This window comes from Bacillus sp. B25(2016b), from assembly GCF_001679765.1.
Lineage (GTDB): Bacteria > Bacillota > Bacilli > Bacillales > Bacillaceae_G > Bacillus_A > Bacillus_A thuringiensis_K.
Genome location: NZ_CP016285.1, coordinates 390741 through 410556 on the forward strand (window position 1 = coordinate 390741; position 19816 = coordinate 410556).

Here is a 19816-nt window from a genome sequence, read left to right on the forward strand (position 1 = left end):
GGTTTTTTTGTTAAACAGTAGGAGATTCGTTAGATACAAAGGTATCTTCATATTTCTTTGTAGTACTTAAAACGAATTTATGTTGTAGCAATTGTAGTTTAAATAACGCCAAAGGATCATGATATGTTTCTGGATTGCTTCTTAGCGTTGCTAATGTTTGCTCGTCTTCCTTTATCTCAAGTTGAGCTGCATCTACATTTTGTTTCAATATGTTAAGTGGATCTTTGAAGAACATCATGATATCACGTTCTAATGCACCTTCAAATACTTCAAATTGAAGGAAGAATTGTTTTGAAATTGTGTGAGCAATTTCTGTATAGTCTTCTGTTTCAATATATTGTTTATATTTGTTGGCGAGCATAGATTGGTTTTTTTGCATATTACCAAATAATTTTCCGGCACTTTTTAAGAAAAACTGTGTCGGTGTAAAGCGTAATAAAATATTGATGTTCGTTACTGTAATTCGATTTGTCATTCGTACAACATCTCGATTCCAATCATCTAATAATTTGAAATCGCAAGGAAGTTTCATACGTTCTTCTTTATATAATTTATTAAATGTTTCACTCATTTCATCTAAATAAGCTTGAGCTTGAATAAATTCATTATGTGCTGTTTCAATCCATTCTTGAATAGAACCAGTAAATTTAGGAAGAAGTACCTGTTGTACATGCTTTTGAACTCGTTCATTCATTGCAGCATTTAATTCTTCATGAACTAGTTTGAAATCACTATCTTCTTGAACAAGATCAGAGCAGCTCTGTAATAATTCAGGAATTTGAGAATGTATATCTCGTGTAATTTCTTCTTTCATTAAAAGATAGGATTCGGTAATAGAGCGAATTTTATCTTTTTCAAGAGCAGTAAGGTTATTAATAAATCCAGTAAGTTTCACTGAGATGTGTTTATTCCAGCGTACGGATTTTACTAATGTATTTTCTAATTCCACACGTTCATTTATGAGATAAGCAATTGTCTTTTGCGTAAACCATATTAGCTTTTCTATACGTTCTTTTTCTATATCGCGTTTTGCAAGATTAGAGAGAATAGATTCTGTTACATCTCCAAGTTGCTGGCTACTCTCTTGCGAAGGAGAGTATGGGAAGAATTGTGCATCTGGAAAATGTGCTTTAAGTTTATTAATTAGTTTTTCATTAGTAGTCGTATTATTTGTATGTAATACGAAGTGAATTTGTAAGTTTGGTACTTGTTCACGTAAATAAATTAACGTATCAATTTCTTCACTATGCAATGGTGAAGAAGAATTTAATACGTAAACAAGGCTATCTGCTGCTTGTAAGTATTCAAAGTATGCATTGTTTTTATCCAATTGTTCTTGAATGGATGGTGTAATAAGAAATGTAAACTTATTTTTTCTTAAAAACCTACTTGGTAGCTTAATTTCTATACATTTTTTCTCAAGTTCTGACTGAGCAGATGTAGACGTTATTTGATGGAATTCATCAAGGTTAGAGATATTTCGTATATCTAACTCGGTAAATTCTGTAATTTCAGTTTGACTAGCGTCTTTAAATAGAATAGGAGTTGTTAAAGTTTCAGTTAAGATGTTCTCTCCCAATATTGAATTAACAAATGATGTTTTATCATGGTCGCTAGTTCCAGCTATTAGTAGTGGTGTGACATTTAAATCACATAGTTCATGGACGAGTAGCGTAAATTGATGACTTAAATCTACATCATTTTTCTCAGCCCATACAGCGATTGTTTCGAATAAATGAGAAACTGTTTCCATATTTACATCTGCTTCAGCTGATGTATTAGAAAGTAAGGAACCAGCACTTTTTACAAGTAATGATTCTAAAGTTGTAGGTGAGACTTCATTCCATGCTAACACTGCTGCAGAGACAACTAGAGAATCTTTTGCTTTTGTTAAACTGAACCAATTTGTTAATAAATTTGGTACAAGTCCGTTTAATTCATGCATAAAGTGATTTCCGGTAATTAATGCAAAGTATGTTTCTTGATAGCGAGTACAAATTTCATTCCAATCGTCATTATTGTCTGTTTCAATATGCAAGAATAAATGATTAATACTTTGAATCCAAGGAAGGTATAAGGATTCATGTTGATAGCTATTCCAAAGAGCAATAACAAGTTCTTTAAATTGGGCTTGATCAATAGCATATAGAGCTTTTAAAGACTCATAGAAATATTCAGGCTTAATATTTTTTGTAAATCCTTTGTTTATGTAATTTATTAACGTATCAAACCAGTGTAAAGATTGTGTTCGAATACCTTCTTGAACAGCTAGTTCGATAGCGTTGTTCCAATCTTCTTGTTTTTCATAGAAAGAACGTGCAATTGCAGTAATATTTGGGTAATCCGGTTGGAATGCAACAGCTTCACTAATCGTCTTAAAAGCGAGTCCTAAACGATCTTGTTCGATATAAAGAGAAAGAAGTTGTAAGGAAACCTCCATCGTAAGAGTTGTATCTTCCGTTTGAATAGATTGATAAATTTCTTCTGCCTTTGATAAGAATCCTAGTTCAAAATAAGCATCTGCAATATTTTTTGTCGCCCAAAGTGCAAGAGCATTATTTACTTTTTCCCATTTAAATATAGCTGCTTCAAAATCTTTATTTTGATAATAAAATTCACCTTGAGCAAATCGAATATTAGAAATGTTGGAGAATTCATTTTTAGATTCATTTATATATGCTTCACCGAGTACTTCCGATGCAGGAGTAGAAGTTTCTTCTGTTAAAAATGTTTTATAGTAAACTTTTTGAATAAATTGATTTTCAATGGTCATGTTCGTTCCCCCCTGTATAATTTAGAAAAATGATGTTGTATGTAAAAGGGTGTATGTTCTTTTAATAGGTAGAAGTTGCATTATATAGACCAAACTATGTTTTTGCTAGATATATCATTTTTCTTGAGAGTTAAACCGTTGCGAAAAGTAACTTTCCTTTATTGTAACAAAAAAACACGCATATGAATTTTTATTTTTTATCGGGTCATTTGCGTGCAGTAAGAATCTAATCTCAAAATTGGTGAATGTAAGTGAGTTATGTGGGAGTCGGGATGTCTGTAGAAGCAAGATTGGCATAGGTTAATAATTAGTAGAGGATGAACAAAACTCCCACTGATTAAAGTTTCACTTTATCTCTGTTAAAGGAAAGAATAGAAGTAGAGTTCATTATAAAAACAATGTATAGTGAATATGTATACCATGTTTGCCTTAAAGATAGAAAGGGTACAATGTGGAATAACGATCGTGCATAGGATGTGTCTTCCGAATGGAACAACATATTGGCGAGTTAATCGCGCATTATGGCTATTTTGGAATTGTTATAGCTTTGGCTGGTGGGATTGTCGGATTACCGATACCAGACGAGTTTTTATTGACCTTTGTTGGTTATAATGTTTCAAAAGGAGTTATGTCAGGAACTGCTGCTTTTTTAAGTGGGATGGCTGGTGCGATGTTAGGGATCACGTTAAGCTACATATTAGGTTTAAAACTTGGGCTCCCTGTTTTAAAGAAATATGGGCCGAAAATTAGAATTAAAGAACATCACATTGAAAAAACACATATTTTATTTGAAAAATATGGGCCATTTCTTTTAATGATTGGTTATTTTATACCGGGAGTACGTCATTTAACAGCATATTTTGCTGGGGTATCAAATTTGACACTTTGGCGTTTTTGTTTATACGCTTACGGTGGTGCGCTCATTTGGATAAGTGTTTTTATTGGGCTTGGCTGGAAGTTAGGCGAGAAGTGGCGCTTCGTTGAGTATAGTTTACATCATTATGGAATATGGATTTTATTAATTTCAGCAGTTGTTACATGTGTTGTATGGTTGTACATAAAGAAAAAGAAAAACCGCTAATAGCGGTTTTTTAGCTGAAAGCAATAAATAATACACCAGCTGTAATAAAGACTACACCAACACCGGTCATAAAGTTTAACTTTTCACCGAGGATAATCATAGCGAGAATGATAGAAAATACGACGCTTAATTTATCGACAGGAGCTACTTGTGAAACCTTTCCTGTTTTGAGGGCAAGAAAATAAAATAGCCATGACGAAGCACCTGCAACCCCACTTAATGTGATAAATAGCAGTGCTTTTTTATTTAGCAGTACGTCGCCGATATTTTGAAATTTACCTTGTATGATAATAACGCCTATCATAAATAATGCCATAATAATAGATCGAATTGTTGTTGCAACGTTTGCATCGATGCCGTCTAAACCAAACTTTCCAAAAATCGATACAAGGGCAGCAGCAATTGCTGATAATAGGGCAAATAAGAGCCACGAACTCATAGTAAAATTCCTCCAATCTTACAGTATTATACATGAAAATGATTCTCATGTATAAGGTTGAAGCAATTGAGGTTTATAGGAAGCACGACTTCAACTTAACTTCTTGCTCCACCTGAATTTTAAGGTGGGAGTTTTACTGTCTGTAAATAGTGGGCTAAATAACGAAATAACCCCCACCTTATATTTTTAATAAGGTGGGGGTTATTATACTACTCTGCAATTTCCTCATATAAAAAGTACGTTACATTATAAATATGTTCTACTTCATCGTCTGTCATAAACAGTAATTCGTCACGCTCAATCCCTTTTTTCTTTTCAATAAACTCAATCATGTTTTTGCGTTCTTCTCTCTTCATCAATTTTATTTCTCCTCTCAATCTGTTTTAATACAGTTTATTTAAGTTACTGCTATTATATAACAGAATCTTTAGAAAGTTCCACCTATTTTATTGTTTTTTTCAAAAGAACTTTTCGACAAAACAAGCCCACCTAAGGGGGCTTGTTTTATTTTATAGTCGTAAAAACTCAGGCTCCGTCGTACCGGCACCATCGATGTAATAAATTGTGTCGGGATTGATTTTGATCAGTACGTAATTAGGGTCTTCAGGGCCGAGTAACCAACGTTTTAAGCTATTATTCCAAAACTTGTTTTTTAATGTCGAGTCTTCCTCGATTGAAGCCAATCCTTCAACTTCAATATAATCTTCATCTAATTTTTTCCCTTCTCGTCCGAGTAGTACATGGACATTAGGATTTTGTTCAATATCTGTTATCTTTTTTGATTGTCGATCTGTTGCAACATACAGTACAAAATCTTCATGGAAAAACATCATAAAGGCGCTATGAGGTTTCTCATTTCGTACTGTAGATAATACACCAGTACGTTGACCTTGAATAATAGTTGCGATTTTTTCTTTTAAGTGCATAATTTTAACCCCTTTTCACAATTTATAATTCTGTCTGTTTAAACAAGATAATTTAAATATCTTTCATACTGTTTTCTTCAATCCGATTTTTTAAACGTAATTGTGATGAAATCGGACAAGTTAGGAGAATAATAATAATAATATTGAGGAGAAATACATACGATGGAAGGATGAAAAAGCATGTTTAATAAAATATTTCTTATAGTAGCGCTTATAGGTGTACCACTGTCTGTGCTTGGAAAAACACTTCATTGGCCAGAAACAATTATGTTTGCTGTGTATTGTATTACGATTATCGCATTAGCTGGTTTTATGGGGAGAGCAACAGAGAGTTTAGCAATTGTTTCTGGTCCTAGAATAGGCGGGTTATTAAATGCTACTTTCGGTAATGCTGTTGAACTTATCATTTCAATTTTTGCACTTCAAGCAGGGTTAATTGAAGTGGTGTTAGCTTCTTTAACGGGTTCTGTACTTGGAAATTTATTATTAGTAGGAGGGTTATCTTTCTTTGTTGGAGGTCTTAAATACAAAAGACAAAGTTTTAATGTATATGATGCAAGGCATAATTCAGCTTTATTAATATTTGCTGTTGTTGTGGCCTTTGTTATTCCAGAGATCTTTTCAATGAAGATGGACGCTGGCAAGACGTATCAATTAAGTATAGGTGTTTCTATTATTATGATTATCATGTACCTTGCTGCATTACTATTTAAGTTAGTTACGCACCGTGGTGTATATCAACATAAAAGTGACGAAGTAGCGCATGAAGAAGAGCCAGAGTGGTCGAAAGGGAAGGCGCTCCTTATTTTAGCGATAGCAACACTGGCAGTAGCTTATGTGTCAGAGGCACTCGTGCATACTTTTGAAACTGTTGCAAAGTCATTTGGCTGGTCAGAGTTATTTATAGGGGTTATTATCGTTGCAATTGTTGGGAATGCAGCGGAACATGCGTCTGCAATTATTATGGCTTATAAAAATAAAGTAAATATTGCAGTCGAAATTGCAATAGGCTCTACATTACAAATCGCTATGTTTGTTGCTCCTGTATTAGTATTGCTATCTATGTTCTTCGCACAAAGGATGCCTTTAGTATTTACCATACCAGAACTTGTGTCTATGATTACAGCCGTTTTCTTAACGATTGCGATTTCCAATGATGGAGATACAAACTGGTTTGAAGGTGGCACTTTACTAGCGGCGTATGTCATTATGGGAATTGGTTTTTATTTATTATGAAAAATAGGCATAACAATTGCGCTCAGAGAAAACAATAAACGAAGTAGTATATATACCTACATAGGAAGGAGCCAGACAGGTGAAACGAGTATACAGCATATGCCTTTCAACTATGGTCTCGTTTATTTTATTATTTCCTAACATGAGTTTTGCAAAGACAACAGTAGGAACAAAAATGCCTTCATCTGTTTTAAATATTTCAAAAGACAATACATTTCCAAATGATGCGCAAGATTTGCCACGTTTACAACCAAGTAAATTTGCTCAAGAGCTATTGAAAACGGCTAATATTAAAATTGAAAATCCAGACTTAATTCGGATGTTTAATGAAACGACAATTTCAAATGCGCCGCTTGCAGTAGGGTATCGGGCAAAAATTTATTTAGGTCAATGGGCTTTACGTTATGAATCAGTAGACACATCGATTAATTGGGAATATAAACAAGTGAATCGAAATGTGTATGATAATCGCGGAGGAGACCGTTTATATCCACTTCGCTATAAGCAAGAAACACAAAAGACGGTTGAAGGCGATTTAACAGCAGATATGAAAGATGCTGCAGATGTGAAAAAAATGATGCTTCTCAAAGCACTTGAAAAAGTACAATTACCCCTTTCGTTTAAAACGACCATTGGTTATGGTACTGGGCATGAGCGTGTGTATAATATTAGCCCGAGTCAACTCGGATATTTATACGCTTATACACCAGCAGTAAATGAAAAAGGAAAAGTAACATTTGGAGAAGTGTATCTTGTATTAAAGGGAAATCAAAAAAGACTTGTTGTGAAAAATATTACTTCTCAAGGAATTGGAGCTGCTATTCCAATTCATGATCATTTGTATTTTAAATTCATTTCTTCTTCCCACTCGCAATAACATGAAAAAACGTCAGCTTATGAGCTGACGTTTTTTTATAATGTAATGTTTGCTGTTTTTGATAAGAAATCTTCTGTCGGATAGTAGCTGTTTTTTACAAGAACATTTGGTCCAAGACATTTTACTGCAGGACAGTGACAGCTTAATGATTTTGCTGTTTTTGAAGCGCTCCATTTTTCATACGCTTCTTGTAATGTGTTTGTTTGTATGTTTCCTAGAAGTGGAACATCACCAAAATCAGTAACGATAATATTGCCATCAAAAATATTTACATTTAAGCGTGAACGACCATCTGGATCGTTACGAACAGTTACATTTTTGCTCTCTTGTAACTTTTTAAATGTGGCAATGTCTCGCTCGTCATCGCTACAAGCATAGAAAGGTAAAGTTCCAAATAGCATCCATACATTTTCATCGCGAATTTCTAGTAAATGTTCAATCGCATCACGAATTTCAGCTTTTGTTAAAATTTCTAGATTACTCGCGAAGTCACTTGGATACATTGGATGAACTTCATGACGTTTACAGCCCATCTCTTCGACGATTTGGCGGTGAATATGTTCAATATGTGGTAGAGTTCTTTTGTTTAGCATTGTTTCGGCCGATACAAGTACACCTGCATCTGATAAAGCCTTACTATTTGTAATCATTCTTTCGAATAATTTTGCACGTTGTTCGTAAGTAGGCTTACGCTCCATCATTGCAAATCCGCCTTCAACGAAGTCATCAATTGTTCCCCAGTTATGAGAGATATGCAATACGTCTAAATAAGGAATAATCTGTTCATAACGTGCTAAATCTATAGTTAAGTTAGAGTTGATTTGAGTGCGAACGCCTCGTTCATGGGCATATTTTAAGAGTGGTGTTACATAGTTGTCGACGGATTTTTTGGAAAGCATAGGTTCTCCGCCAGTAATACTTAAAGAACGTAAATGAGGAATCTCATCTAATCGTTTTAATAAAAGATCCATCGGAAGCGGATTTGGGTCTTTCGGCTGTAACGTGTAACCAACAGCGCAATGCTCACAGCGCATATTGCATAACGTCGTCGTTGTAAATTCAACATTTGTTAATAGTAGTTTGCCGTACTCTTCAAGGTCCATATACGCTTCCCATGGATCGTAAGAAGGAGTAATCGGCTTCATTTTTTGTGATATCGTCATATGAAATACTCCTTTGACTATTGAAATAACAATTTGTCCATTCTCTATAATAGAAGAATATGTGCTTTTTATAAAGTGAAACTTTTTAGCATGAAAAGAGAGAGGGCTTACATTATAGTGGATGACTGTGACAAAATTGATGAAATTTCATGCCCATAGCAATCGTTTTTGCGGTATAATAAAAGCAACTCGAATTAAAAGGAGAGTGCCTTCATGGGAAAAGCAATTCAAGATAAAGATACACAATTAGTATATTTAAAAGAACGTTTAAATATGTTCATTGAAGTAATTGATACAATTGAACCTGAAGAAGTAGAATTAGAAGATGTAGATCGTCTTCTTGCAATGTTAGATGAATTAGAATTAAAATGTGAGCAATTTAAAAAAGACGAATAATATATTAAAAAGGCTACCAATTCCAATTTGGTAGCCTTTTTCTGTTCGGGTAATAGAAGGACGATAGAAAAAGAGGTATAATCAAGTTGTGAAAAATTTCATTTATGCTCTAATAGCGTGAAACAAATAAATAGCTAAAGAGCATAACAATTGAATTTTCAGCTCATAACGTTTTGGTAGCGTTCACAATTGAGGGGGAAGTAACAATGGAAAAGCTTCAAGAAAGCATGTATCAACTAATTGTTGAAACGTCAACGAACTTACCGAAAGATGTTCGTCGTGCGATTCAACAAGCGAAAGAGCGAGAAAATGCAGGGACTCGTTCTGCGATGGCACTTGGCACAATTACAAATAATATTAAAATGGCTGATGATAACATCTCGCCGATTTGCCAAGATACAGGGATGCCAACGTTTAAAATTTATACACCAGTTGGTGTGAATCAATTAAAGTTGAAGGAAGCTATCTATAATGCGCTTGAGCGGGCGACAAAAGATGGTAAACTTCGTCCCAATTCTGTTGATTCTCTTTTTGGAGATAATAGTGGAAATAATTTAGGACCAGGTACACCGGTGATTAAGTTTGAACAATGGGAAAAAGATTATATTGATGCACGTTTAATCCTAAAAGGTGGTGGCTGTGAGAATAAAAATATTCAATATAGCTTACCGTGTGAACTAGAAGGACTTGGACGAGCTGGCCGTGATTTAGAAGGGATTCGTAAATGCCTTCTTCATGCAGTATATCAAGCACAAGGGCAAGGATGTAGCGCTGGTGTAATTGGTGTTGGTATCGGGGGAGACCGCACATCAGGTTATGAATTAGCAAAAAATCAATTATTCCGTACATTAGATGATGTCAATCCAGTACCAGAGTTACAACATCTTGAAGAGTACGTATTAGAAAATGCGAATAAGCTTGGCATTGGTACGATGGGATTTGGCGGAGAAACAACTTTACTTGGTTGTAAAATTGGCGTCTATAATCGTTTGCCAGCTAGTTTCTATGTATCTGTTGCGTATAATTGCTGGGCATATCGTCGCCTTGGTGTGAAAATCCATCCTGAAACAGGAGACATTATGGATTGGTTATATCAAGAAGGGGAAGATACACTTCAGCATGAAGTACAAGAAAAAACAGAGCAACGTGAGATTGTATTACAAGCACCAATTACAGAAGAGCAAATTCGTGAACTTCGCGTTGGTGATGTTGTAACAATTAATGGCATGATGTATACAGGTCGTGACGCAATCCATAAGCATTTAATGGATAATGATTGTCCAGTAGATTTAAACGGACAAATTATTTACCACTGTGGTCCAGTTGTTGTGAAAGATGAAAATGACAATTGGCAAATTAAAGCGGCAGGTCCAACGACAAGTATTCGTGAAGAACCGTACCAAGGCGATATTATGAAGAAATTCGGTATTCGCGCTGTCATTGGAAAAGGCGGTATGGGTGCGAAAACATTAACGGCTTTAGAAGAACACGGCGGTGTATATTTAAACGCAATCGGTGGTGCAGCGCAATATTATGCTGAATGTATTAAAGAAGTGAAAGATGTTGATTTCTTACAATTTGGTATTCCAGAAGCAATGTGGCATTTACGTATCGACGGGTTTAAAGCAGTTGTAACGATGGACTCTCATGGTAATAGCTTACATGCAGATGTTGATAAAACATCACTTGAAAAATTAGCTAGCTTTAAAGAGCCAGTATTTAAGTAAATAAAAAATGCATCTCGAATGATTCGAGATGCATTTTTTTGGTATATATAGAAAAACATGTTCAGCATGAAAGAATGCGTAGCAACAGAAACTACAAGTACGATTATATATGGAAAGGAGACTATTTATGAAATATAAATGGTTATATATCGGTCTCATTTTTTCAATTATGATGGCACTTGTTCCAGTTTCAGCACTGGCTTATACAAATACTCCACATAACTGGGGAATCCCGCGTCCTAAAAATGAAACAGTACCAGATGCAGGAAAGTTATATACAGATTTACTACAAAAAAATGGCGGGTTTTATTTAGGAGATACGAAGAAAAAAGATATTTATTTAACATTTGATAATGGATATGAGAATGGATACACCGGGAAAATATTAGATGTATTAAAAGAGAAAAAAGTACCAGCAACTTTCTTTGTAACGGGGCATTACATTAAAACACAAAAAGATTTATTGTTAAGAATGAAGGATGAAGGACACATTATTGGAAACCATTCTTGGAGTCATCCTGATTTTACAGCGGTAAATGATGAGAAACTTCGTGAAGAATTAACGAGTGTAACGGAAGAAATTAAAAAAGTAACTGGGCAAAAAGAAGTGAAATATGTACGTCCTCCGCGCGGTGTATTTAGTGAAAGAACGTTAGCTCTTACGAAAGAAATGGGCTATTATAATGTATTTTGGTCACTTGCATTTTTGGATTGGAAAGTGGATCAGCAAAGAGGATGGCAATATGCGCATAATAATGTTATGACGATGATTCATCCAGGATCTATTTTATTACTTCATGCAATATCAAAAGATAATGCAGAAGCACTTGCGAAAATCATTGATGATTTGCGCGAGAAAGGGTATCATTTTAAAAGTCTAGATGACTTAGTAAAAAGCAATCAACCGTAAGCATGTATGCTTACGGTTTTCTCATGCTATAATGATGTGTAAAAAGGATGGGGAAACGTATGTGGAGCGAACATGTTACGTTAGAGTATCCGTATCATTTTGAAGAAGTATTAAAACGTTTATCTTTTGATCCTCTTAACGTCATTCAATTAGATGAGAAAGTTATTTATATCCCGCTTTGTATAGACGAGGAACAGGTTGTTGTTCGCTTACAAGGGATTGGTACTGTTCAAAATCCACAGTTTTGGATTTCTAGTCAGACAGGAGATCCAGAGAAAGTCATGAAACGAATGAGGGCCATTTTTCATTGGAATGAACCGTTTCAAGATATACAAAATCATTTTTTAAACACATCATTACGTCCACTATTTGAAACATATGCTTATACTCCAATTATTTTAGAATTTGATTATTTTGCTTGTCTTCTTCGCTGTATCATTCACCAACAAATAAATTTGAAATTTGCTACTGTGTTAACAGAACAATTTGTGAAACGGTATGGAACAGAGAAGAACGGTGTATTCTTTTTCCCCACTCCGGAAATAGTAGCAAATATTTCAATAGAAGAATTGAGAGAGCAGAAGTTTAGTCAGCGAAAGGCTGAATATATAGTAGGATTAGGTCGAAGTATTGTCAGTGGTACATTAAATTTAGCGAGTATAGAAAATGGGACGGAAGAAGAAGTTTCAGCACAATTGTTGCCAATTAGGGGAATTGGTGCATGGACAGTGCAAAACTTTTTAATGTTTGGGCTTGGACGGAAAAATATGTTCCCGAAAGCGGACATTGGGATTCAGCGTGCAGTGCAAGGTATATTTCAATTAGATGATAAACCTGATGATGCATTTTTAGAAAAAGTGAAACAAGAGTGTGAACCATACTGCAGTTATGCAGCGTTATATTTATGGAAAAGTATAGAGTAGAGGTGTAATAATGATACAAAAGCAACATGAGAGTAAGTTGGAAGTTGGTCAAACGTTTCCTGTGACAATTAAACGTCTTGGGATTAACGGAGAAGGCGTTGGTTATTTTAAGAGACAAGTTGTTTTCATTCCAGGGGCATTACCAGGAGAAGAAGTTGTTGCAGAAACAACGAAAATTCAGCGTGGCTTCGCTGAAGCGAAAGTGAAAAAAGTTCGTAAAGCTTCACCGCATCGTGTGAAAGCACCGTGTCCAGTATATGAGGAGTGCGGCGGTTGCCAATTGCAACATTTAGACTATAAAGAACAACTAAATCAAAAGCGTGATATCGTTGTACAAGCATTCCAGAAGTATATGAACAACGGTTTGGAAGAGAAAATTCGTCCGACGCTTGGCATGGAAAATCCATGGCATTATCGTAATAAGAGTCAACTACAAGTGGGGCGTAAAGACGAAAAGGTTATTACAGGGCTGTATAAACAAAACTCACATCAGTTAATTGATATTGCTCATTGTATGATTCAACATAAAGCAACGAATGAAGCGACAAAAGTTGTAAGACGTATATTAGAAAAGTTAAATGTTTCTATTTATAATGAGAAAAAGCAAAAAGGTTTAGTACGTACAATTGTGACACGTACTGCAGTGCAAACAGGGGAAGTACAAGTTACACTTATTACAACAAAAGAAGAATTGCCAAATAAAGAGCAATTTATCGCAGAAGTACAAAAACAGATGCCAGCTGTTAAATCAATTATGCAAAATGTAAACTGGCGTAAAACATCTGTTATTTTCGGTGATAAAACATTTAAATTGGCTGGAAAAGAAGTAATTCAAGAAACACTTGGTGATTTATCATTTGAATTATCAGCACGTGCATTCTTCCAGTTGAATCCAGAACAAACGGTTGTTTTATACAATGAAGCGAAAAAAGCCGCTGCTTTAACAGGCAATGAGAAAATTGTAGATGCGTATTGTGGCGTTGGTACAATCGGACTTTGGCTTGCAAATGATGCAGCGGAAGTACGTGGTATGGATGTAATTCCAGAAGCGATTGCAGATGCAAGAAAAAATGCGAAGCGTCACGGATTTACAAATACGAAATATGAAGCAGGTAAAGCTGAACAATGGTTACCGAAATGGGTAAAAGAAGGATGGCGTCCAGATGTAATTGTTGTCGATCCACCACGTACAGGTTGCGATGATAAATTACTGGAAACAATTTTAAAAGTGAAGCCGAAACAAGTTGTGTATGTGTCTTGTAATCCTTCATCATTAGCACGTGATGTACAAGTATTAATGAAGAGCTATGAAGTGGAGTATGTGCAACCAGTTGATATGTTCCCGCATACAGCTCACGTAGAAAATGTAGTGAAGCTTGTTAGAAAGTAAAGTTTATTAATATTCCCTCATGGTATGAGGGAATATTTTCTATGAAGGAGAATGAAATGTACAATTATAAATTAACGATTCAGTACGATGGTGCACGTTTTAAAGGATGGCAACGTCTCGGTAATAACGATAATACGATTCAAGGAAAAATCGAAAGTGTCATCTCTGAAATGGTCGGAAAAGAAATTGAAATTATCGGTTGTAGTAGAACAGACGCTGGTGTACATGCTTTGAATCAAGTTGCTAACTTTCAAAGTGATGAGAAGTTAGTGGAACATAAAGTGAAAAAATATTTAAATCAATATTTACCTAATGATATTAGCATTACGAATGTGGAAGAAGTACATGATCGCTTCCATGCTCGTTACAATTCTAAAGCAAAAACATATCTGTATAAAATTTGGAATGAAGAGCATACAAATCCATTTATGCGTAAATATAGCATGCATGTGAATAAAAAATTAAATGTGAAAAGCATGAAAGCAGCTGCAAAACATTTAGTTGGTTCACATGATTTTACTGCTTTTTCAAATGCGAAATCAAAGAAAAAATCTATGGTTCGAGAAGTATATACACTTGATGTGATGGAAGAGGCAGGGTTTGTACAAATTAGAGTAAGTGGTAACGGCTTCCTTCATAATATGGTAAGAAAAATTGTCGGGGCATTAATTGAAGTTGGATTAGGACAATTAGACGCTGAAGCAATTCCAAACATTTTAGAGGAAAAGCAGCGCAATCAAATTAATTGTCTTGCTGAGGCAAGTGGGTTGTATTTAGAGAATGTTGAGTTTTAATGGCAAATAAAAAAATCGGGCTAAGTAGCTCGATTTTTTTAGTATTACGAAGATTTTTCGTTTTTTATACGTAGCTTCAAATTCCAAAAAGCAGCAAGCATAATAGCTGCAAAGGAGCCAAAAATTGTTCCTAATAGCTTTGCATAAGGAGAGCTGCTTACATCGGCATTAATGAATAACATCATACAGAGCATGGCAGGGAAAAAGTATAAGTATTGTAATAACTTTAATTTTTTATCATTACTCATATATATAGCCCCTTTCTAGCATGTTATATGTTTATTGTAACATATTTTACCAAGTTGTTTTTACACTTGGAGACATGTTTATTTTATATGTGTAAACGCAGTTTTTTAATTCGATATTGTAAGTTTTGCCTACTTAATCCTAAAAATTTTGCAGCTTGTGAGATGTTTCCATGATTCTCTTTAAGAATTTGGTTAATGTAGTTCTTTTCCATTTTTTCTATTGTGTGTTTTAAAGTTTTAGGTGTATCAGCATTGTGATTAGTTAGTGCATGTTGCATATTGAATTCTGTTTTTATTCGTTCGCGAAAGCGAGTAGGCAGCTGAAACGCTGTAATGATGGTTTCAGCTTCTATCAAGTTCATGGAACCTTCAATTATATGTTCCAACTCCCGTACGTTTCCAGGCCAATCGTATGCATAGAAAAATTCTCTTACATTTACATCTACATCGGTTACATTGAGCCCGAATTGAGTATTATATTTTTCAATAAAGTGCTGAACAAGAGCTGAAATATCTTCTTTTCTTTCACGTAAAGGCGGAAGACATAAAGTAACGACGCTTAATCGGTAATATAAGTCTTCTCTTAATCGATTATGTGCGATGGCTTCAAAGGGATCTTCATTGATAGTTGCTATAATACGAACATCAATTTCTTTTTCGTGTGTACCTCCGATTCTTCGTATTGTTTTCTCTTGTATAGCCCGCAGCAACTTAGCTTGAAGTATTGGGCTTAATGAATTGATTTCATCTAATAATAAAGTTCCTCCGTTTGCTTCTTCGAATAAGCCTGATTTATCTATTGCTCCTGTAAAGGCACCTCGATTTGTTCCAAATAGTAGGCTTTCCATTAATGTATCAGGTATAGCGGCACAGTTTTGTGAAATAAAGGGTTTGCCTGAACGCTGACTTTCATTATGGATGCTTTGTGCAAATAGTTCTTTACCAGTGCCTGTTTCTCCTACTAGAAGTATGGAGGAAGATGTACGAATTACTCTTTTTCCTTCTGTAATGATTGATTGAATGGCTTCAGAATCACCAATTATGTGATCAAAGGTAAATTTAGTGCTTTGTTTTCGAGAAGGGCTCATTTTTATTGTTTGCTTTAAGTTACTAATTTCTTTTGATACTTCAATAGCGCCTTTGATTTTTCCATTTTCTGTTATAGGGAAAGTATCGTTAATCGTTGTAATTTCTTGTCCTTTATTATTAAAATACGTTTGTTTTATATTTTTCTTTGTTTTTCCAAATTTTAATGCCTCTATAAGAGTACTATTTTTATTTTCTTCAAATGCAAACACCTCTAAAGGGCTTTTATATAGCACATCTAAGCGATCCATTGATTCAATTTCCATCATTTTGCGGTTATAGACAATCGTTTTACTTTCCTCATTAATAATATGAATCCCGATATCGAGTTCATTGAGTAAAGTTTCATATAGCATATTCATTTCAATAATTTGTTTAAAATTAATTTCTTCTGTATGCATGTAACATCTTCTCCTCATTTTACCCTATGAAGACTGACTTTTTATAATTTTATTAAAATTCTCATAAAATCGCAAAAATTTTTTGCTATTTTTCTCTTAAAACTTTTCAAATGATAGAAAAATTTTGCGGTTATAAACATTTTTTTTTGAGAAACCTTCATTTTAAATAGGAATTGGAGATTGGTACGCATTTTGCATAAATAATAGTTGAAATCTCTAAAGGAGGGATATGCAACGTTTCAGTACCAATTAAAAAGAAGGAGGAGTTTATAAAGTGAAGACGGTTATAGAAGGCGTGTATAGTCCTTGTTACGGGAAAGTTGAGAAGTTATTTGTTACGGAAAGTTCTTACGTATACGAATGGGAGAAATTAGCATTAATTGAAACGATAGATAAACAGAAAGTAGAAATTAAGATAGGGATCAGTGGTTATATTGAATCATTAGAAGTAGTAGAAGGACAAGATATTGCTGATCAAAAGTTATTAATAACAGTAAGGGATGACCTTTTAGTAACAGGCAGTGATTAATGTAAGTGACGTGTATTTTTGCTCTTTTAAATCATTATTTTTAAGGTGAGGAATTTTAAAAACGCTTACATTAAATGGGTTGGCAAAGTGAAAAGGGGGGATTTATATGATGGATCAAAACCAAGGATTAAAAAGAGAATTGAAAAGTAGGCACATATTTATGATTGCACTCGGTGGAGTTATTGGTACAGGACTTTTTTTAGGGTCAGGTTATACGATTCATGAGGCTGGACCTGGAGGAGCAATTGTAGCGTATCTTGTCGGTGGATTTGTAATGTATTTAACGATGCTCTGTCTTGGAGAATTAGCTGTTGCGATGCCTGACGCAGGGTCTTATCAAACGTATGCGACAAAGCATATTTCCCCTGCAGCAGGTTATGTAGTGGGATGGATGTCATGGTTAAACTGGTCTGCTACGATAGGTATTGAATTAATTGCAGTTAGTATTTTGATGAAACGTTGGTTTCCTGATGTACCGTCATGGATTTGGTGTGTAGTGTTCGCGGTACTGCTCTTTGCTATTAATGCGTTATCTTCAAGAAGTTTTGCGGAAGTGGAATTTTGGTTTGCAAGTATTAAAGTAATTACAATTATTGCATTTATTATTTTAGGCGGGGCGGCAATGTTTGGTTTTCTAGATATGAAAGGAAATGAACCAGCGCCAATGTTCTCTAGCTTTACTGATTATGGTGGGTTGTTCCCCAATGGATTATCAGCCATTTTAATTACGATGATCGCAGTTAATTTTTCTTTCCAAGGAACAGAATTAGTTGGTATTGCAGCAGGTGAGAGTGAAAATCCAGAGAAAACAATCCCGAAGGCAATTAACAATACAGTTTGGCGTATACTTGTTTTCTTTGTACTATCTATTTTTATTCTTGCTGGACTATTCCCTTGGCAGCAAGCAGGAGTAATTGAAAGTCCATTTGTAGTTGTATTTGATAAAATTGGTATTCCTTATGCAGCAGATATTATAAATTTCGTTATTATTACAGCAGTGCTATCCGTTGCAAATTCAGGATTATATGCAACTTCTCGTATGCTATGGTCTATGTCTAATCAAGGAATGATTAGTCCGATTTTTGGTAAGTTATCTAAAAACGGTGTTCCTATTTATGCATTGATTGTAAGCACAATTGTAGGTTGTCTCTCATTATTATCAGGTATTTATGCGGAAGATACAGTTTATTTATGGCTGCTTTCTATCGCTGGATTCGGAGCGATACTAGTTTGGGCATCTATTGCTCTATCTAACTTATTAGCTAGAAGGACATATGTTAAGCAGGGCGGGGATGTGAAGGACTTGAAATTTAAAACACCATTGTATCCATTTGTACCACTTCTTGCGTTAGTATTAAATTTAACAGTAATCGTTGGAATGGCCTTTATTCCAGAACAAAGAATGGCATTATATTGTGGTATTCCATTTATGATTGTTTGTTTACTGTTTTATCGTGCTACAAGAAATAAGGGAAGTAATGTAGAGCATATTGAAAAGACAAATACAACGGAAGTAGAGAGTTTATAATAGTGATTAATTAGGAGACTGTAAAATTGTAAACAGTCTCTTTTTTTGTGAAAATAAAGCTGGAAACATACTATGTATGCAAAGGGGAATTAGCGATGAATCCAGAAGTTTCGCAGTTATTAAAACAAATAGATTCAAGGAAAGAGGAATTGTTAGAACTTACAAAAACATTAATTCGTTTTGAAACACCAGCACCGCCAGCGAGAAATACAAATGAAGCGCAAGAATTTGTTGCAGAGTTTCTAAGAAAACGAAATTTTAGTATTGATAAATGGGATGTATATCCGAATGACCCAAACGTTGTCGGGGTTAAAAAAGGAATAAAAAGTGATTCATATAAAAGTCTTATCATTAATGGTCATATGGATGTAGCTGAAGTGTCAGCAGATGAGGCGTGGGAAACAAATCCGTTTGAGCCATTTATAAAAGATGGTTGGTTAGTTGGACGTGGCGCAGCTGATATGAAAGGGGGACTAGCTGGAGCGCTATTTGCTATTCAGCTATTACAAGAAGCTGGTATTGAATTACCTGGAGATTTAATCTTTCAATCCGTAATTGGAGAAGAAGTTGGAGAAGCTGGCACACTTCAATGCTGCAGGCGAGGTTACGATGCTGATTTTGCAGTCGTAGTGGATACGAGTAATTTACATATGCAAGGACAGGGCGGCGTAATTACTGGCTGGATTACTGTGAAAAGCCCTCAAACGTTTCATGATGCAACGCGTAGGCAAATAATCCATGCTGGAGGACGTTTATTTGGAGCGAGTGCAATTGAAAAAATGATGAAAATTGTGCAAAGTTTACAAGAATTAGAGCGTCATTGGGCAGTTATGAAAACATATGAAGGCTATCCGTCTGGAACAACAACAATTAATCCAGCTGTTATTGAGGGAGGAAGGCATGCGGCGTTTATTGCGGATGAGTGCCGATTATGGATAACAGTGCACTTCTATCCGAATGAAACACATGAACAAATAATAAAAGAAATTGAAGAGTATATTGGAAAGGTGGCAGCTGCCGATCCATGGTTAAGTGAAAATCCGCCACAATTTAAGTGGGGCGGAGAATCAATGATCGTAGATCGTGGTGAAATTTTCCCTTCATTAGAAGTCGATAGGGAACATGCAGCTGTAAAAAAACTTAGCTCAGTACACGAGTCTATTTTATCAAAAAATGCAATTTTAGATATGTCTGCAACGGTAACTGATGGCGGTTGGTTTAGTGAGTTTCACATTCCAGCCATTATATATGGACCAGGTACATTAGAAGAAGCACATTCTGTAAATGAGAAAGTTGAAGTTCAACAGTTAATTGAATTTACAAAAGTGATAACAGCATTTATATATGAATGGTGCCACACGAAAAAATAGATTTGTATAGTAAAATCGT

At 35.0% G+C, this 19816-nt stretch carries 19 protein-coding genes; 12 read left to right on the forward strand and 7 right to left on the reverse strand.

All coding sequences use genetic code 11. The features are described from left to right. Positions 1–10: 10 nt before the first annotated feature. Complete coding sequence (locus tag BAQ53_RS02095) at positions 11–2773, reverse strand: tetratricopeptide repeat protein (RefSeq protein ID WP_208906452.1); 2763 nt, start codon at positions 2771–2773, stop codon at positions 11–13. A 487-nt stretch (positions 2774–3260) separates the two neighbouring features. Here BAQ53_RS02095 and BAQ53_RS02100 point away from each other — a divergent pair, with 487 nt between their 5' ends. Continuing rightward, the gene (locus BAQ53_RS02100; protein WP_000434878.1) at positions 3261–3854 is read left to right on the forward strand and encodes a DedA family protein; all 594 of its coding nucleotides are present in this window, start codon (positions 3261–3263) and stop codon (positions 3852–3854) included. A gap of 10 nt (positions 3855–3864) precedes the next feature. On the opposite strand, the gene BAQ53_RS02105 is transcribed toward BAQ53_RS02100, so the two are convergent. The 3 genes from BAQ53_RS02105 to BAQ53_RS02115 form a co-directional block, all read right to left on the reverse strand. Further along, positions 3865–4293: an EamA family transporter gene (locus tag BAQ53_RS02105; RefSeq protein WP_000100296.1), complete on the reverse strand. Its 429-nt coding sequence runs from the start codon at positions 4291–4293 to the stop codon at positions 3865–3867. Between the two features lie 209 nt (positions 4294–4502). Further along, positions 4503–4649, reverse strand: coding sequence for a BH0509 family protein (locus BAQ53_RS02110; RefSeq protein WP_000817786.1), 147 nt, complete (start codon positions 4647–4649; stop codon positions 4503–4505). 153 nt (positions 4650–4802) lie between these two features. Next, entirely contained in the window at positions 4803–5219 is a 417-nt protein-coding gene (locus BAQ53_RS02115) for a pyridoxamine 5'-phosphate oxidase family protein (protein WP_000550220.1), read from the reverse strand. Positions 5220–5399: 180 nt separating this feature from the next. On the opposite strand from BAQ53_RS02115, the gene cax reads away from it, so the two are divergent. Together cax and BAQ53_RS02125 are read left to right on the forward strand one after the other, a co-directional pair. Then, the gene (gene cax, locus BAQ53_RS02120; protein WP_000482133.1) at positions 5400–6455 is read left to right on the forward strand and encodes a calcium/proton exchanger; all 1056 of its coding nucleotides are present in this window, start codon (positions 5400–5402) and stop codon (positions 6453–6455) included. Positions 6456–6534: 79 nt separating this feature from the next. Continuing rightward, the gene (locus BAQ53_RS02125; protein ID WP_002163835.1) at positions 6535–7332 is read left to right on the forward strand and encodes a YfkD famly protein; all 798 of its coding nucleotides are present in this window, start codon (positions 6535–6537) and stop codon (positions 7330–7332) included. Positions 7333–7367: 35 nt separating this feature from the next. Here the strand turns inward: BAQ53_RS02125 and yfkAB are convergent, their stop codons facing one another. After that, a complete protein-coding gene (gene yfkAB, locus BAQ53_RS02130) occupies positions 7368–8495 on the reverse strand; it encodes a radical SAM/CxCxxxxC motif protein YfkAB (protein ID WP_000156023.1) in 1128 nt (375 codons plus the stop codon). Between the two features lie 213 nt (positions 8496–8708). On the opposite strand from yfkAB, the gene BAQ53_RS02135 reads away from it, so the two are divergent. The 6 genes from BAQ53_RS02135 (at position 8709) to truA (ending at position 14635) form a co-directional block, all read left to right on the forward strand. Continuing rightward, the gene (locus BAQ53_RS02135; RefSeq protein ID WP_000513558.1) at positions 8709–8891 is read left to right on the forward strand and encodes an SE1561 family protein; all 183 of its coding nucleotides are present in this window, start codon (positions 8709–8711) and stop codon (positions 8889–8891) included. 206 nt (positions 8892–9097) lie between these two features. After that, on the forward strand, positions 9098–10618 hold the full coding sequence (gene fumA, locus BAQ53_RS02140) for a class I fumarate hydratase (protein ID WP_000413524.1): 1521 nt from the start codon (positions 9098–9100) through the stop codon (positions 10616–10618). A gap of 127 nt (positions 10619–10745) precedes the next feature. Further along, on the forward strand, positions 10746–11528 hold the full coding sequence (gene pdaA / locus BAQ53_RS02145) for a delta-lactam-biosynthetic de-N-acetylase (RefSeq protein WP_000875957.1): 783 nt from the start codon (positions 10746–10748) through the stop codon (positions 11526–11528). Positions 11529–11587: 59 nt separating this feature from the next. After that, positions 11588–12451, forward strand: a complete 864-nt coding sequence (locus tag BAQ53_RS02150) for a DNA-3-methyladenine glycosylase family protein (protein ID WP_000269424.1) — start codon at positions 11588–11590, stop codon at positions 12449–12451. A gap of 10 nt (positions 12452–12461) precedes the next feature. Next, positions 12462–13841, forward strand: a complete 1380-nt coding sequence (gene rlmD / locus BAQ53_RS02155; protein WP_000615224.1) for a 23S rRNA (uracil(1939)-C(5))-methyltransferase RlmD — start codon at positions 12462–12464, stop codon at positions 13839–13841. A 56-nt stretch (positions 13842–13897) separates the two neighbouring features. After that, positions 13898–14635, forward strand: coding sequence for a tRNA pseudouridine(38-40) synthase TruA (gene truA / locus BAQ53_RS02160; RefSeq protein ID WP_002181877.1), 738 nt, complete (start codon positions 13898–13900; stop codon positions 14633–14635). A gap of 44 nt (positions 14636–14679) precedes the next feature. Here the strand turns inward: truA and BAQ53_RS02165 are convergent, their stop codons facing one another. Both BAQ53_RS02165 and BAQ53_RS02170 read right to left on the reverse strand, forming a co-directional pair. Further along, complete coding sequence (locus tag BAQ53_RS02165; RefSeq protein ID WP_000063861.1) at positions 14680–14883, reverse strand: hypothetical protein; 204 nt, start codon at positions 14881–14883, stop codon at positions 14680–14682. An 83-nt stretch (positions 14884–14966) separates the two neighbouring features. Next, entirely contained in the window at positions 14967–16370 is a 1404-nt protein-coding gene (locus BAQ53_RS02170) for a sigma-54 interaction domain-containing protein (protein WP_000556691.1), read from the reverse strand. Between the two features lie 274 nt (positions 16371–16644). Here BAQ53_RS02170 and BAQ53_RS02175 point away from each other — a divergent pair, with 274 nt between their 5' ends. The 3 genes from BAQ53_RS02175 (at position 16645) to BAQ53_RS02185 (ending at position 19797) form a co-directional block, all read left to right on the forward strand. Further along, positions 16645–16899, forward strand: a complete 255-nt coding sequence (locus tag BAQ53_RS02175) for a biotin/lipoyl attachment domain-containing protein (RefSeq protein WP_000859490.1) — start codon at positions 16645–16647, stop codon at positions 16897–16899. A 106-nt stretch (positions 16900–17005) separates the two neighbouring features. Beyond that, positions 17006–18427, forward strand: a complete 1422-nt coding sequence (locus tag BAQ53_RS02180) for an amino acid permease (protein WP_000969256.1) — start codon at positions 17006–17008, stop codon at positions 18425–18427. A gap of 95 nt (positions 18428–18522) precedes the next feature. After that, entirely contained in the window at positions 18523–19797 is a 1275-nt protein-coding gene (locus BAQ53_RS02185) for an acetylornithine deacetylase (RefSeq protein ID WP_001067763.1), read from the forward strand. The last annotated feature ends 19 nt before the right edge of the window (positions 19798–19816 follow it).

What these genes read in the sequence shown, in the direction of transcription:
- BAQ53_RS02150 (WP_000269424.1), top strand. Translation starts at nt 11,588, where the DNA reads ATGTGGAGCGAACATGTTACGTTAGAGTATCCGTATCATTTTGAAGAA.
- pdaA (WP_000875957.1), top strand. Translation starts at nt 10,746, where the DNA reads ATGAAATATAAATGGTTATATATCGGTCTCATTTTTTCAATTATGATG.
- BAQ53_RS02115 (WP_000550220.1), bottom strand. Translation starts at nt 5,219, where the DNA reads ATGCACTTAAAAGAAAAAATCGCAACTATTATTCAAGGTCAACGTACT.
- cax (WP_000482133.1), top strand. Translation starts at nt 5,400, where the DNA reads ATGTTTAATAAAATATTTCTTATAGTAGCGCTTATAGGTGTACCACTG.
- truA (WP_002181877.1), top strand. Translation starts at nt 13,898, where the DNA reads ATGTACAATTATAAATTAACGATTCAGTACGATGGTGCACGTTTTAAA.
- fumA (WP_000413524.1), top strand. Translation starts at nt 9,098, where the DNA reads ATGGAAAAGCTTCAAGAAAGCATGTATCAACTAATTGTTGAAACGTCA.
- BAQ53_RS02100 (WP_000434878.1), top strand. Translation starts at nt 3,261, where the DNA reads ATGGAACAACATATTGGCGAGTTAATCGCGCATTATGGCTATTTTGGA.
- BAQ53_RS02095 (WP_208906452.1), bottom strand. Translation starts at nt 2,773, where the DNA reads ATGACCATTGAAAATCAATTTATTCAAAAAGTTTACTATAAAACATTT.
- BAQ53_RS02110 (WP_000817786.1), bottom strand. Translation starts at nt 4,649, where the DNA reads ATGAAGAGAGAAGAACGCAAAAACATGATTGAGTTTATTGAAAAGAAA.
- BAQ53_RS02170 (WP_000556691.1), bottom strand. Translation starts at nt 16,370, where the DNA reads ATGCATACAGAAGAAATTAATTTTAAACAAATTATTGAAATGAATATG.
- BAQ53_RS02135 (WP_000513558.1), top strand. Translation starts at nt 8,709, where the DNA reads ATGGGAAAAGCAATTCAAGATAAAGATACACAATTAGTATATTTAAAA.
- BAQ53_RS02105 (WP_000100296.1), bottom strand. Translation starts at nt 4,293, where the DNA reads ATGAGTTCGTGGCTCTTATTTGCCCTATTATCAGCAATTGCTGCTGCC.
- yfkAB (WP_000156023.1), bottom strand. Translation starts at nt 8,495, where the DNA reads ATGACGATATCACAAAAAATGAAGCCGATTACTCCTTCTTACGATCCA.
- rlmD (WP_000615224.1), top strand. Translation starts at nt 12,462, where the DNA reads ATGATACAAAAGCAACATGAGAGTAAGTTGGAAGTTGGTCAAACGTTT.
- BAQ53_RS02165 (WP_000063861.1), bottom strand. Translation starts at nt 14,883, where the DNA reads ATGAGTAATGATAAAAAATTAAAGTTATTACAATACTTATACTTTTTC.
- BAQ53_RS02185 (WP_001067763.1), top strand. Translation starts at nt 18,523, where the DNA reads ATGAATCCAGAAGTTTCGCAGTTATTAAAACAAATAGATTCAAGGAAA.
- BAQ53_RS02180 (WP_000969256.1), top strand. Translation starts at nt 17,006, where the DNA reads ATGATGGATCAAAACCAAGGATTAAAAAGAGAATTGAAAAGTAGGCAC.